The sequence below is a fragment of the Pseudomonas entomophila genome (genome assembly GCF_013523165.1).
Lineage (GTDB): Bacteria > Pseudomonadota > Gammaproteobacteria > Pseudomonadales > Pseudomonadaceae > Aquipseudomonas > Aquipseudomonas entomophila_A.
In genome coordinates this window covers 151133-163850 of record NZ_JAAMQI010000010.1, presented here as the reverse complement: position 1 = coordinate 163850, position 12718 = coordinate 151133, and the positions used below count along the sequence as shown (strand labels likewise).

Genomic DNA, 12718 nt, shown 5'->3' with positions numbered 1-12718 from the left:
CGCTGAAGTACGAAAGTCCCTCTGCCATCGTTGCGTTCGCTGGGCTGAACCCGATGGTTCATCAGTCAGGAGATAAGGTTGGCCAAACGACCATCTCGCGCGTTGGCTCGTCCAGGCTGCGGGCAGGCTTGTTCATGGCTGGAACGGTTTCGATGCGCTTCAACCCGGTCATCAAGGCAATGGCCGAGCGGCTTGGCAATCGACGCAAGGCGTACAAACAGATCGTCTGTGCGGCCATGCGCAAGCTGCTGCACCTGGTGTATGGCGTGGTGAAATCCGACAAACCATTCGACCCTCAGATCGCACTTGCGATGTGAGGATCAAGACGGTATCTACACCCGTAGCCCCACCGCGCGGAATTGGAGGCTATCGCGGTCATCTGTGCGGCCCCTGTGCCGCGATTAGGCCTGTTCAGGCGCCGCCTGCATTGCGGGCAGGCCCGCTCCACACAGGGTGGTCAGTCAGTAGGCTGATGACAGCTAGTCGATTGGAATGAAGGCTTGTGGAGGCTGGCTTGCAGCGTGCGGCTCGATGCCTGCCGCCTCCTGCCTCGATTAACTTTCGTTCATCTACTCCACTTCCCTCACACGGCAATCGACAGCCTCACGGCCATCCTCCAGAATGCCAGCGCCTCGTCAGCGGGACTCCCTGGCCGGCCAATGACAGACCCTTTTCTAGTGAGCTTCGATGTGAAAACCGCCCTTCCTTTGCTCAGCCTGCTTGCGTTGCTCACGACCTCGACCCTGCTGCCCGGCACGGCGCTTGCCGCTCAGCCAGCGGCGGCCACCCAACGCGATCCGAGCGCGCTGCACCTGGCTTCGGGCAGTGCCCTGCTGATCGACCTGAATACGCGCAAGGAGCTGTACGCCAGCCATGCCGACCGGGTCGCTCCCATCGCCTCGGTGACCAAGCTGATGACCGCCATGGTCGTGCTGGACGCCAAGCAGCCGATGGACGAGATGCTGACCATGACGATCGCCAACAACCCCGACATGAAGGGGGTGTATTCGCGCGTGCGCCTGGGCAGCGAGCTGGACCGTCGCGAAACCTTGCTGATCACCTTGATGTCCTCGGAAAACCGCGCGGCCAACACCCTGGCCAACCATTATCCCGGGGGCTATGCCGCGTTCATCAAGGCCATGAACGCCAAGGCCCGCAGCCTGGGCATGAGCCATACGCGCTACGTCGAGCCCACGGGGCTGTCGACCCAGAACGTCTCCACGGCCCGTGACCTCAGCAAGCTGCTGCTGGCCGCGCGCAACTACCCCTTGCTCAGCGAGCTGTCGACCACGCGGGAGAAGACCGTGGCCTTCCGCAAGCCCAACTACACCCTGGGCTTTCGCAACACCGACCACCTGGTCAACAAGAGCAACTGGGACATCAAGCTGACAAAGACCGGCTTCACCAACGAAGCAGGCCACTGCCTGGTGCTGTTGACACGCATGGACAATCGCCCGGTCGCCATGGTCATCCTCGACGCCTTCGGCAAGTACACCCATTTCGCCGATGCCAGCCGCCTGCGCCAGTGGCTGGAAACCGGCAGCGCCAAGCCTGCTCCGGCCTCTGCCCTGCAATACAAGGCCGACCGTCATGCGCGTAATGGGTTGGCGGCAGACTAAGGGGCACGCAACGAGCAGGTGGGGCTGACCTCGTGGGCCCTGCGGGTCCACACGCGCCAGCCTGAACCACGGCGGTACGACCATGACCGGGCTGGGATGCCGCGCCGGCCGCGCTTGGGCCTCCAGCGCCCATGAAACCATCCATTCCCTGCGCCAGGCACGACTCGAGCGTGCCCGCCATGGCAGCGATCACCTCACTCCTACGCAGGTTCTATCGCCGGCAAGCCCCGCACACGATCACTGAAAACCTGCCAGGGAACAGGTCCTGGCGGCGTCCTGCGTCGCGTGTGCAATGGCGCATGCCCGAGCAAAGAAAGCAGCCGTACCCCCTCCAACCTTTCCACATCAGAAACATTTACTTGCACATAAGTTGCGAGGAGTTTCGATTCTCGTTCGTCTTTAGGGTTAAATCCCCAGGCTTCGCCCAGGGTGTGGTTTTCCCCTGAGCGCGGTACGCCAAGCCCCCATCGACACCGCGACATCCAGGTTGCCTGCTCACCATGTCCAAAAAATCACGCTCGAAACTCTGGTTCCTGGTCCACAGCTGGCTGGCGCTGCCCATCTGGTTCTTCGTGCTGATCGTCTGCTTCACCGGCATGCTGGCAGTGGTGAGCCAGGAGATCGTCTGGCTGGCCAACCCGGACGTGCGCGCCAGCAAGCCGAGCGACGAGGCCGAGCGCCTGAGCTACCAGCAGATCCTCGATGCCCTGCACAAGGCAGAGCCGGCCATGGCCGTGCGTTCGCTTGGCCAACCGGATGGCTCGCACTTCGCACTCAATGCCGCAGTCACCTTCCCCGATGGCACCGCCCCGACGCTGTACGTGAACCCCTACACCGGCGCGATCCAAGGCAAGAGCCCGGACTTCAGCTTCGAGCAGTTCACCCGGGCGCTGCATGGCTGGTGGCTGGTGCCGTTCACCAACGGCTACAGCTGGGGCTGGTACCTGGTGTCGCTGCTCGGCCTGCCGATGCTCGCCTCGCTGGTCACCGGGCTGGTGGTGTACAAGAAGTTCTGGCGCGGCTTCTTCAAGCCGGTGCGCACCGGACATGGTTCGCGCATCTTCTGGGGCGACGTGCACCGCCTGGCCGGGGTCTGGTCGATCTGGTTCGTCGCGGTCATCTCGATCACCGGCACGTGGTTCCTGATCCAGGCGATCCTCGGCGACAACCACATCACGATCTCCAGCGAGCCGGTGGTGCCCGTGATCGCCCGCGAGGACGTACCGCGCACCGCCGACGGCCTGCCTGCGCCGCGTATCGACCTGGACGAGGCGGCACGCATCGCCAGCGCGCAGATCCCTGGCCTGGACATCAGCTTCGTCGCCCTGCCCGCCACCGCCTACAGCCACGTGAGCCTGGGCGGGCGCGGCTGGTACCCGCTGATGTTCCAGAGCGCCGACGTCAACCCCTACACCCGCCGCGTGGACAGCCAGTTCCTGCTCGAGGACCGCTCGGCCCTGGAATTCGTCACCGAGTCCATGCGCCCCTTGCACACCGGCGACTTCGGCGGCCTGCCGATCAAGCTGATCTGGTTCTTCTTCGGCCTGGTGCTGACGCTGATGGTCCTCAGCGGGCTGCTGATCTGGACCAAGCGCACCGCCCAGGCCACCGCCGCCGTGCTCAAGCGGAGCGAGCGTGGCGTCCGTCCGCGCAGCCAGCACCTCGACACCGCCGTGGAGGCGCAACCATGAGCCAGGCCCAGACCCTGCACCCCAGCCCCGTGCGCCAGTTCTGGCTGAAATGGCGCTTTCACCTGAACATCCTGCTGATCCTGATCCCTCTGGGCTTCATGCCCAAGTACTTCGCCGACGCCAAGCTGTTTCGCGGCGAAGGTGGCCTGGGGGCGAACCTCGTCAAGGACATCCAGGTGGGGCCCTACCGCATCGACCTGGCCGAGTTTCGGGACGAAGCGCCCCAGGCCGATGGCCCGGCCGGGCATTTCAAGCTGTTCAACGCTGCCCTGTGCTCGACCTGCATCGACGGCGCCAAGGCCGTCTACCTGCGCATCGGCAAGCCGCGCAGCCTGCGCGCGGCCGGGACGATCTTCTTCGGCCCGCCGTACCGCATGATCACCTCATTGCCCATCCCGCCACGTACCCGGCCCGACGCCGAGGTCTGGATCAGCATCGAAGGCTGGGACGGCAGCCTGCACCAGGCCTCGGTCCCGCTGGCCCAGGCCTCGCCGGCCACCGTTGCCTGGCTGAACCAACAAGGAGCCAAGAAATGACCCCTGCAGTGCGCTTTTTCACCCTGCCGCTCCTGCTGCTGGCCGCAACGCCCGCCCTGGCGCACAACCCGATGTGCGAGTGCGCGCCGGTGGACGCCGGCCAGATCAAGTGCACCGGCGGTTTTTCCGACGGCAGCGGCGCACCGGGGGTGACCCTCGATGTGATCGGCTACGACGAACAGGTGCTGGCCGGCGGCAAGCTGGGCGACGACTCGAGCCTGACCTTCAAGCGCCCTGAGGGCGAGTTCTACGTGCTGTTCGATGCCGGCCCCGGCCACGTGGTGGAAGTCGACCACGCCGACATCGGTGAGCCATGAGCCGTACCCAGGTCGTGCGCCCGGCCGGTGCCGGGCATGAGTCGTTGTACGTCCTGCTGGTCGCGCTGCTGATCGTGGCCGTGGCCGGCACGGTGGTGGCGCTGCGCGGCGAGCGTGAAGACGAGGTGCGCTTCGCCGCGCACCAGGTCGACGCGCGACGCGACCTGAGCCCGGCCGAGCAAGGCCTGTTCACCGACCTGCACGTGGCTTTCGACGAGATTCGTCTGCTGCACGCGGAAGAAGGCCATCTGCCCGACGTCGCGCAACTCGCCGACGCGGGCCTGCCCCCGTTCGTGGCCGACGCCAGCAGTGCCAGCCGTGGCGGCCATCGTTGGACGCGGCTCGACACAGGGGCCTATCTGGGGCGCAGCCAGGACCGCCAGGTCGCGGGCGACCTGCTGATGCTGTCGCCTGGAGCGCTCGAGGCCTCGGCCGACGTCTGGCTGCTGCGCGAGACCGGTGGCTCGCTGCCCGGTGCGCTGACGCCCCAGGCGCTCGCCGCCCAGGGCTGGCGCCAAATCACCACGCACTACGACGCCGGGGTCACCCGTCAACACCGTCACTGAACCCAAGGACTCCCCATGCTCCGCTCCGCCTTCGCTCGCCGCCTGCTCGGCCTGTTCCTGGCCTGTGCCCTGCCCGCCCTGGCCGTGGCCGACGGTGCCAAGCCGCTGCGCATCGGCATCACGTTGCACCCTTACTACAGCTACGTGAGCAACATCGTCGGCGACAAGGCCGAGGTGGTGCCGCTGATCCCGGCCGGCTTCAACCCCCACGCCTACGAGCCCCGCGCCGAGGACATCAAGCGCATCGGCACGCTCGACGTCATCGTGCTCAACGGCGTCGGCCATGACGACTTCGCCGACCGCATGATCGCCGCCAGCGAGACGCCCGACGTCAAGACCATCGAGGCCAACGCCAACGTACCACTGCTCGCGGCCACGGGGATCGCCGCGCGCGGGGCGGGCAAGGTGGTCAACCCGCACACCTTCCTGTCGATCAGCGCGACCATCGCCCAGGTCAACAACATCGCCCGTGAACTGGGCAAGCTGGACCCGGACAACGCCCGCTACTACACCCAGAATGCCCGCGCCTATGCCAAGCGCCTGCGGGCGCTGCGCGCCGAGGCACTGGCCAAGGTGTCCCAGGCCCCGGATGCGACGTTCCGCGTGGCCACCATCCACGCCGCCTACGATTACCTGGTGCGTGACTTCGGGCTGGAGGTCACGGCGGTGGTCGAGCCGGCCCACGGCATCGAGCCGAGCCCGGCCCAGCTGAAGAAGACCATCGACCAGCTCAAGGCCCTGGACGTGAAGGTGATCTTCTCGGAGATGGACTTCCCTTCCGCCTATGTCGAGACCATCCAGCGCGAGTCGGGCGTGCGCCTCTACCCGCTCACCCACATCTCCTACGGCGAGTACACCGCGGACAAGTACGAGGTGGAGATGAAGCGCAATATGGACACCGTGGTACGCGCCATCGAGGAGCAGCGCACATGACCGCCGCCTGCCAGATCGCCGGACGTGCCGGCATCGCCTGTGGTCCGCGCATCGACTTCGACGGGATCGACCTGACGCTCGGGCGCACCCGCATCCTGGACCACGTGCGTTTCAGTGTCGCGCCTGGCAGTGTGCATGCGATCGTCGGCCCCAACGGCGGCGGCAAGAGTTCGCTGATCAAGACGTTGCTCGGGCAGATGCCGCACCGCGGTCGGTTGACGCTGGAGTGGCCGGGCGACGCGCAGGTGATCGGCTACGTGCCCCAGGCCCTGGAATTCGATCGCGGCCTGCCGATGACGGTGGACGATTTCATGGGCGCCCTGTGCCAGCGTCGCCCGGCCTTCCTGGGGCTGTCCCGACGGGTACGGGCACCGATCGACGACGCCCTGGCGCGCGTCGGCATGCTCGACAAGCGCACGCGCCGCATGGGCGCGCTGTCCGGTGGCGAGCGTCAGCGCGTGCTGCTGGCCCAGGGGCTGGTGCCCGCGCCCCAGCTGCTGGTGCTGGACGAGCCGATGTCGGCCCTGGACGAAGCCGGTATCCAGGTGTTCGAGCACCTGCTCGAAGGCTGGCGCCGCGCAGGCACCACGGTAGTGTGGATCGAGCACGACCTGCAGGCCGTCCTGCGCCTGGCCGACCGGGTCACCGGGCTGAACCGCCAGGTACTGTTCGACGCAGCGCCCGCGCAGGCCTTGACGCCCGAGCGTCTGCTGACGCTGTTTTCCGTCCACCCCCGCAACGAGGGCGTGGCCTGATGAACCTTGATGCATTTCGCCAGCTGATCCAGGGCTGGGCGCAGGCCGGCTGGCTGCCCGAGGCACTGGCCTACGGGTTCGTGGTCAATGCCCTGCTCGCCGGCCTGATGATCGGCCCGGTACTGGGCGGCCTCGGGACACTGGTGGTGGTCAAGCGCTTCGCCTTCTTTTCCGAAGCGGTGGGCCATGCGGCGCTGACCGGTGTCGCCATCGGCATCCTGCTGGGCGAGCCGTATACCGGCCCCTACGGCAGCCTGTTCGGCTACTGCCTGCTGTTCGGCCTGCTGCTCAACTACTTGCGCAACCGCACCGGGCTGTCCCCTGACACCCTGATCGGCGTCTTCCTGTCGGTCTCCCTGGCCCTGGGAGCGAGCCTGCTGCTGATGCTGGCGGGCAAGATCAACGTGCATATCCTGGAAAACGTACTGTTCGGCTCGGTGCTGACCGTCAGCGGTCAGGACCTGCTGGTGCTGGGCATCGTCGCGCTGCTGGTGCTGGGCCTGGCACTGCCGTTGTACAACCGCATCATCCTGGCCAGCTTCAACCCTCAGCTCGCAGCGGTACGGGGCGTGGCAGTGAAGCGTCTGGACTACCTGTTCGTGGTGCTGGTGACCCTGGTCACGGTGGCGGCGGTCAAGGTCATCGGGGCGATCCTGGTGGGTGCGCTGCTGGTGATCCCGGCGGCCGCTGCGCGCCTGGTCAGCCAGTCGCTCAAGGGCTTCTTCTGGCTGTCGGTGCTGATCGCCACCGTGAGCACCTTGCTGGGCATCCTGCTGCCAATCATGTTCGACCTGCCCGTCCCCTCGGGCGCCGCGATCATTCTGGTGGCCGGCACCTGCTTCGCCCTGGCCGCCCTGGCCCGCGCCCTCGTCCCTCGCCTGCAAGGAAACCCGGCATGACCTTCGACCTCAAGCCCTTGACCCTGGCCCTGGCCTTATCGCTCGGCCCCGGCATGGCGCTGGCGGCCACGCCTGCACCCGGTCACGAAGCGATCAGCGTGCTGACCACCCTGCCCGTCACCCACAGCCTGGCCAGTGCCCTGCTTGCCGGGACCTCGGTGCGCGTGGAGCGTGCGGCACCCGCCACCCTGCCAGCCAGTCGCCAACCGTCCTATTTCGAAGGGCGCGGGGGTGCCAGCCTGGTCAAGGCCGCCCAGCAGGCGGACGCAGCCATCGGGCTGCGCTCGATCTGGCATGACGACCCACTGTACCCCATGGCCCGGCGCAGCAACCTGCGCATCGTCGAGATCGACGCGGCCCGCCCCGTCGATGGCGCCTTGCCTGGCATCGCCGTGCAGGGCGAGAACGCTTTCGACCACTACCCCTGGCTGCACCCGACCAACCTCGGACGCATGGCCGACGTGCTGGCCAATGACCTGGAGCGCCTGGCGCCGGCCGACAAGGCGACGATCCAGGCCAACCTGGCAGGCCTCAAGCGTGAGCTGCTGACATTGACCGCCACCAGCCAGACGCGATTGGCCCAGGTCGACAACCTCAGTGTGATGAGCCTGTCCGAACGCCTGGGTTACCTGGCCAGCGGGCTGAACCTGGACGTGGTCGAGCAGCCCTTGCCGGCCGATGAGGCGTGGGACGACACATCGCTCAAGACGCTGAGCGAGCAGCTCAAGGCGCAGGACGTGGCACTGGTGCTGCATCACCGGCAACCGGCACCGGCAGTGGTGAGCGCGGTCGAGGCCGGCGGCGCGCGCCTGGTGGTGGTGGACAGCGATGCACAGGACACGCTGGCAGGGTACAAGGCGGCCGTGGAACACGTGGTGAAGGCGCTGGCAGAAGGCTGACTGCATACGCGGGGCTGGCCTTGATCATCCGAGAGCTCCAGGCGCTGCCGTCACGGGCTGCTCGGTCGATGAAGACTATCGAACCAATGCGCGCTTGGAGCTTAACCTGTGTGAGCGGGCTTGCCCGCGATGCAGATGGCGCCTGACAGGGTCCTATCGCTGGCAAGCCAGCTCCCACTCAGACCTCTTCAGCCCATCGATGTAGGCATGGCTGTGCAAGCACCCTGTGGAGCGGGCTTGCCCGCGATGCAGATGGCGCCTGACAGGGCCCTATCGCTGGCAAGCCAGCTCCCACTCAGATCTCTTCAGCCCATCGATGTAGGCATGGCTGTGCAAGCACCCTGTGGGAGCGGGCTTGCCCGCGATAGCGTCCGGTCCGTCACCGCCCGTATCGCAAGCAAGCCACAGAGAAGTTGTGCTGGCCTGACAAACCCGTGTTGAGATCAACCGAGGTGGCGGGCCAAAGCGCTGGTCCAACCCTGATCGGCCCGGAATGCCTGCAGCTCGACCAGGCCGAAAGGTCACGGTGCACAGCGTCTACCGCGCCATGCACCGCTGGTAGCGCTCATCTACTCGTTTGGCGAACCAGGCAGTGGTTAGCTTGCGGGTGATCTTCGGGCTCTTCAGCTCGATGCCTGGCAGGATCGCCCTGGGCACGGGTTTGCCGGCCTTGGCATCGGCCAGGGCGAACACCCGTTCGTGGATCACCGTACGCTCGAAGTCCAGCGCGTTGCCCTGTTCCAGCTGGCTGCGAATCTGCGGGTTGCGCAGCCCCAATTGCCGCCCCAGCAGGCGGGCTGCCTTTTCGGTCGTGCCTGGCAACAATGAGCCAGGCGCGATCAGGTCGCCGTCCAGTGCCAGCGGCACGCCGGTCACCTGGCTCAAGGCCGCCTGGAACGCCGCGTTGCGGCTGGCGTACCAGCCTGCGTTGAAATCGGCGAAGCGGTACAGCGGGCGCGGGTAGTCGACCGGGTACCCCAGCAAATGCGCGATCCCGAAATACAAGCCGCCTCGTCGGGTGAACACTTCCTGGCGAATCGTGCCCGGCACGCCGTAGGGGTAGTCCTGGGCATGGTGCTCGGCGAACGCCACGCTGACCTGCATCGGGCCACCGGTGTGGACCGGGTTGAGGCCACCAAGCAGCGTGTTGCCCAGGGGCAGGCCACTGATCACGTCGTCGTACAGCGCGCTGAGCTGCTTCTCGCTGCGCACCGCCTGCAACCGCTCCTCGTAGGTCTTGCCGTTGTTCGAACGGGTGCGCAAAGCGGCATCCACCAGCGCGCCCGGGATCAGCACCCGTTTGGCCCGTCGCTCGATCTCGGCGCGGGCGATGCGCCCCAGGCCTGGTACCTGGGGGTCGGCATTGAACGTGGACTCCTGCTCGGCCACCGCCAGCACGGCGCACAGGTTGTCCTGGCTCGGCTCCAGACGCTGAGCCGTGAAGGCCACCTGGATGTCCTGCGCCCAGCCTGCGCGGTCCTTCACGGTGGCCGGCAGCAGGCGCAACACTGTCTGGCGTACCTCGGCCGGGTCGGCCTGTGGCGTCCGCTCCTGGCGCCCGGCACACCCTTGCAGCAGTGCCAGGGCCACCAGCAGCCCACCCAGGGCCCGGCGGTTCAGGGCTGTTCTCCGACCAGGTAGGTCTTGCTGATGTAGCGAAACGCCGGGTGCGCCGAGCTGCCCAGCACCTCGAACAGCACCATCTCGCGGGTGACGATCTGCGCGCCGGCATGGCGCATGCGCGCCAGGCCCAGTTGCTTGTTTTCCATCCGCCGGCTGTCGCAGGCGTCCTCGACGACGAACACGGTCTTGCCCAGGGCCAGCAGGTCCATCACCGTCTGCAGCACGCAGACGTGGGTCTCCATGCCGCACACGATGACGTGCTGGCGCGCCAGCAATGTGGCGGGCAGGCAGTCACCGGCGACGCAGGAGAAGTGCACCTTCTCGACCACCTCGGCCTGGGGTGCCACGGCCTTCAATGACGCGACGGTCGGCCCCAGGCCCTGGGGGTACTGCTCGGAAATGACCATGGGCAGGGCCAGGTCCGTGCAGGCTGCCAGCAGCCAGCGCGTGCGCGCCAGCAGGCCGTCCGGGTCGCTCATGGAGCCGATGAGTTTTTCCTGGATGTCGACGACCAGCAACGTGGCCTGCGTGGGATCGATCAGCATGTGCGGTCCTTGCCTGAAAACGGTGCCGCCAAGCGTCCACCCGCCCAGGGGCTGGCGTCAATCCAACCGTTGGCGGCAGCAGAAGTTCCCCAGGCTCAGGCGCGCTGCCGCACTGGCTCCAGCGAGGCCGTGAGCGTACTCAGTACGCGGGCTTCCTGTTGATGGATGAAGAAGTGCCCCCCCGGGAACAGGCTCAAGCAAAACTCACCTGCGCTCTCCTGACCCCAGGCCAGCAATTGTGCCTCGCTGGCCTTGTCCTGTTCGCCGCCGAACACGTGCACCGGGCACTGCAGCGGTGGCCGTCGACGGTAGACGTAGCGCCCGCACAGCAGGAAGTCGGCGCGCAGGACCGGCAAGGTCAGGCTCATCAGTTCCTCGTTGGCCAGCACCTCTTCGGGCGTGCCTTGCAGGGCGCGCAACTCATCGATCAGCTCGGCGTCGGACCTGGGTTCGCGCCAGTTGGCGCCGTCATAGCCTTCACGGCGTGTCGGCGCGGCGGTGCCGCTGGCGAACAGGACCACCGGCGGCGGGCACCCCAGTGCACGCAAGGCATGCACCAGCTCGAACGCCAACAGGGCCCCGAGGCTGTGCCCGAACACGGCATAGGGCGCCTGGGCCTGGGGGCGGAGCTCCTCGGCCAACTGCCAGGCCAGCGCCGACAGGTCGGTCTGCAAGGGTTCGCCCAGCCGTGCACCACGCCCTGGCAACTCCACGGGCATCACCCGTATCCAGGCGGGCAACGTGCGGCGCCAACGGCTGTAGACCATCGCGCTGGCGCCGGAATACGGCAGGCACAACAGGTTCAGGGCGGTCACCGCAGTCATGGTGCGCTGGCCGGTTCGGCCATCGTCTGGCGCAGGCTCAGTGGGCGTCTGTCGGCCCAGAGCGCTTCGCTGCAGACCAGGCTGTCCCGTTTCAGGTCATGCGTGCCGACCGCGCGCTGGCCGTCGGTGGTCTTCTGGTCGTCGGGCCAGGGGGCATACGGCTCTGCGTGACTGACCACGCCTTGGCACAGGAAGTCGTGGCAGTCGAATACGAAGGTCATTGCCGGTCTCCTCGAGGGTGGGGTGCGCGGAACGGTTGGCGTTCGGCGGCTAAGGGGAAAGACGAGCCTGGCGGCCGGAAATTTACCCTGCTCGCCCAGGTGCCCGTGGCAGGGGCCTGCCGTCAGCTCAGGCCACCCAGCAGGTCGTGCGCGTCGAGCAGCCGGAACGCGACCTCCGGGTTGCGCTCAAGCCCTCGCCGGATCGCAGCGGGAATCGCCTGCCGGGTACGCCGGCACAGGCCCGGCTGCGGCGCGAGTTCGATGACGATGCCGCGCATGCTGCGCACCTCGTTCGCACCCGGTGCGATCCGTACGTCAATGCCCAGCTGGTCGTGCAACCGACGCTGCAGGCGCTGGAGGTCATCGAAGTCACGCAGGTGCTCGAGCCGTTCGATCAGGCGCTTTTCTTCCTGCCGCGTCAGCAGCAGCACCCGACAGGCCTCGCTCGAGGCCTGGGGAAGCAACTCACGGCCGCAATCGCAGACACCGGCCGGGCAGGAGGGGCGCAGGGGCATGGAAGACGTCATGGCAGTGAGCATAGCGTGATTCGAATCCCTCGGGGTGAGCCCTTGAAGTCAAGGCGAGTTTTACTTCGTTTTCTTCCAATAACTTATTATTGACGTCAATAAGACCGTGTTTACTCATTCACGGTTCATGTACCGACACTGTTACCGCTCTTTACCGTTGTTTTTCAGTCTAATTGACGCCATTAAACAGGCACGTCTCATCAACTTTACTGGCGTCAAAATAGTGTAAATAAAACATTACACGATTAATGGCGCATTGCCATTTTCTCGCATACAGTGGTTCCAACTTCACGGAACTACTGCCGCTCATGAACATCGCCGCCCTGACCACTGTGATCGCGTTGCACCTGTGTGCGGTGCCTGTTGCACAAGCGCAGACCGCACTTGATGCCACCGGCAGCCTGACCGATCAGCGCACGCTGAACCGCGAGCATTTTGGCGGCCTGGTGGTGGGGCAGACGGTGACGCTGGCAGGCCGTGCGTTCTATGACAGCTTCGCCGCCGCCTGGCAGGAGCTGGACGAGCCGGGTCGGTTCAACGTGGCCATCAGCGAACGGCCGACCGCTCGCCTGGGCAGCCAGGTGTTCGTCGACTACGGCAATCGCCGGCTGTTGCAGATGTTCATTCCGCCCAACCGTGCGCTGATTCCCGCCATCGGCGCAGAGGCCGCGGCGCAGGTGTTCCAGGCGATTCTCGATTACCAAGTGGCCCAGGTGTTCGGCGACCCCGACCTGGCCCGTGACGAACTGTGAAAGGAGGTCGA

Annotated in this window: 16 protein-coding genes; 11 read left to right on the top strand and 5 right to left on the bottom strand. The window is 66.3% G+C overall.

Annotated features, from left to right (window positions below):
* The 10 genes from G7Z99_RS10865 to G7Z99_RS10820 all read left to right on the top strand — a co-directional run.
* On the top strand, nt 1-317 hold a 317-nt coding region (locus tag G7Z99_RS10865; RefSeq protein WP_181091894.1), incomplete at its 5' end, for a transposase.
* A 372-nt stretch (nt 318-689) separates the two neighbouring features.
* A complete protein-coding gene (gene pbpG / locus G7Z99_RS10860; protein WP_181093699.1) occupies nt 690-1619 on the top strand; it encodes a D-alanyl-D-alanine endopeptidase in 930 nt (309 codons plus the stop codon).
* Nucleotides 1620-2119: 500 nt separating this feature from the next.
* Nucleotides 2120-3310 (top strand): PepSY-associated TM helix domain-containing protein, encoded by a 1191-nt coding sequence (locus G7Z99_RS10855; RefSeq protein WP_181093698.1) that lies wholly within the window; start codon nt 2120-2122, stop codon nt 3308-3310.
* Nucleotides 3307-3846, top strand: coding sequence for a thiamine pyrophosphate-binding protein (locus G7Z99_RS10850; protein WP_181093697.1), 540 nt, complete (start codon nt 3307-3309; stop codon nt 3844-3846). The genes G7Z99_RS10855 and G7Z99_RS10850 overlap by 4 nt, the downstream gene beginning before the upstream one ends.
* On the top strand, nt 3843-4163 hold the full coding sequence (locus G7Z99_RS10845) for a hypothetical protein (protein WP_181093696.1): 321 nt from the start codon (nt 3843-3845) through the stop codon (nt 4161-4163). Before G7Z99_RS10850 ends, G7Z99_RS10845 begins: the two co-directional genes overlap by 4 nt.
* Nucleotides 4160-4729 (top strand): DUF6162 family protein, encoded by a 570-nt coding sequence (locus tag G7Z99_RS10840; protein ID WP_181093695.1) that lies wholly within the window; start codon nt 4160-4162, stop codon nt 4727-4729. Before G7Z99_RS10845 ends, G7Z99_RS10840 begins: the two co-directional genes overlap by 4 nt.
* A 15-nt stretch (nt 4730-4744) precedes the next feature.
* Complete coding sequence (locus G7Z99_RS10835; RefSeq protein ID WP_181093694.1) at nt 4745-5662, top strand: metal ABC transporter substrate-binding protein; 918 nt, start codon at nt 4745-4747, stop codon at nt 5660-5662.
* A complete protein-coding gene (locus tag G7Z99_RS10830; protein ID WP_181093693.1) occupies nt 5659-6417 on the top strand; it encodes a metal ABC transporter ATP-binding protein in 759 nt (252 codons plus the stop codon). The genes G7Z99_RS10835 and G7Z99_RS10830 overlap by 4 nt, the downstream gene beginning before the upstream one ends.
* A complete protein-coding gene (locus G7Z99_RS10825; protein WP_181093692.1) occupies nt 6417-7316 on the top strand; it encodes a metal ABC transporter permease in 900 nt (299 codons plus the stop codon). Before G7Z99_RS10830 ends, G7Z99_RS10825 begins: the two co-directional genes overlap by 1 nt.
* A complete protein-coding gene (locus G7Z99_RS10820; RefSeq protein ID WP_181093691.1) occupies nt 7313-8215 on the top strand; it encodes a metal ABC transporter substrate-binding protein in 903 nt (300 codons plus the stop codon). The genes G7Z99_RS10825 and G7Z99_RS10820 overlap by 4 nt, the downstream gene beginning before the upstream one ends.
* A 537-nt stretch (nt 8216-8752) precedes the next feature.
* Here G7Z99_RS10820 and G7Z99_RS10815 read toward each other — a convergent pair.
* From G7Z99_RS10815 to G7Z99_RS10795, 5 genes are all read right to left on the bottom strand, one after another.
* Nucleotides 8753-9811: a DUF1615 domain-containing protein gene (locus tag G7Z99_RS10815; protein WP_258197009.1), complete on the bottom strand. Its 1059-nt coding sequence runs from the start codon at nt 9809-9811 to the stop codon at nt 8753-8755.
* Between the two features lie 20 nt (nt 9812-9831).
* Nucleotides 9832-10383 carry a hydrolase gene (locus G7Z99_RS10810; RefSeq protein ID WP_181093689.1) on the bottom strand — a complete coding sequence of 184 codons (552 nt, stop codon included), beginning with the start codon at nt 10381-10383 and terminating at the stop codon, nt 9832-9834.
* 95 nt (nt 10384-10478) lie between these two features.
* A complete protein-coding gene (locus G7Z99_RS10805) occupies nt 10479-11198 on the bottom strand; it encodes a thioesterase II family protein (RefSeq protein ID WP_181093708.1) in 720 nt (239 codons plus the stop codon).
* A 5-nt stretch (nt 11199-11203) separates the two neighbouring features.
* Nucleotides 11204-11428: an MbtH family protein gene (locus G7Z99_RS10800; RefSeq protein ID WP_181093688.1), complete on the bottom strand. Its 225-nt coding sequence runs from the start codon at nt 11426-11428 to the stop codon at nt 11204-11206.
* Nucleotides 11429-11550: 122 nt separating this feature from the next.
* Complete coding sequence (locus tag G7Z99_RS10795) at nt 11551-11955, bottom strand: hypothetical protein (protein WP_181093687.1); 405 nt, start codon at nt 11953-11955, stop codon at nt 11551-11553.
* Between the two features lie 308 nt (nt 11956-12263).
* Here G7Z99_RS10795 and G7Z99_RS10790 point away from each other — a divergent pair, with 308 nt between their 5' ends.
* Entirely contained in the window at nt 12264-12707 is a 444-nt protein-coding gene (locus G7Z99_RS10790; protein ID WP_181093686.1) for a CsgE family curli-type amyloid fiber assembly protein, read from the top strand.
* Nucleotides 12708-12718 lie beyond the last annotated feature (11 nt).

Bases quoted from the DNA above. Each gene is read 5' to 3' on its own strand.
- G7Z99_RS10850 (WP_181093697.1), top strand. From the start codon at position 3,307: ATGAGCCAGGCCCAGACCCTGCACCCCAGCCCCGTGCGCCAGTTCTGG.
- G7Z99_RS10800 (WP_181093688.1), bottom strand. From the start codon at position 11,428: ATGACCTTCGTATTCGACTGCCACGACTTCCTGTGCCAAGGCGTGGTC.
- G7Z99_RS10790 (WP_181093686.1), top strand. From the start codon at position 12,264: ATGAACATCGCCGCCCTGACCACTGTGATCGCGTTGCACCTGTGTGCG.
- G7Z99_RS10795 (WP_181093687.1), bottom strand. From the start codon at position 11,955: ATGACGTCTTCCATGCCCCTGCGCCCCTCCTGCCCGGCCGGTGTCTGC.
- G7Z99_RS10840 (WP_181093695.1), top strand. From the start codon at position 4,160: ATGAGCCGTACCCAGGTCGTGCGCCCGGCCGGTGCCGGGCATGAGTCG.
- G7Z99_RS10810 (WP_181093689.1), bottom strand. From the start codon at position 10,383: ATGCTGATCGATCCCACGCAGGCCACGTTGCTGGTCGTCGACATCCAG.
- G7Z99_RS10835 (WP_181093694.1), top strand. From the start codon at position 4,745: ATGCTCCGCTCCGCCTTCGCTCGCCGCCTGCTCGGCCTGTTCCTGGCC.
- G7Z99_RS10820 (WP_181093691.1), top strand. From the start codon at position 7,313: ATGACCTTCGACCTCAAGCCCTTGACCCTGGCCCTGGCCTTATCGCTC.
- G7Z99_RS10830 (WP_181093693.1), top strand. From the start codon at position 5,659: ATGACCGCCGCCTGCCAGATCGCCGGACGTGCCGGCATCGCCTGTGGT.
- G7Z99_RS10825 (WP_181093692.1), top strand. From the start codon at position 6,417: ATGAACCTTGATGCATTTCGCCAGCTGATCCAGGGCTGGGCGCAGGCC.
- G7Z99_RS10845 (WP_181093696.1), top strand. From the start codon at position 3,843: ATGACCCCTGCAGTGCGCTTTTTCACCCTGCCGCTCCTGCTGCTGGCC.
- G7Z99_RS10855 (WP_181093698.1), top strand. From the start codon at position 2,120: ATGTCCAAAAAATCACGCTCGAAACTCTGGTTCCTGGTCCACAGCTGG.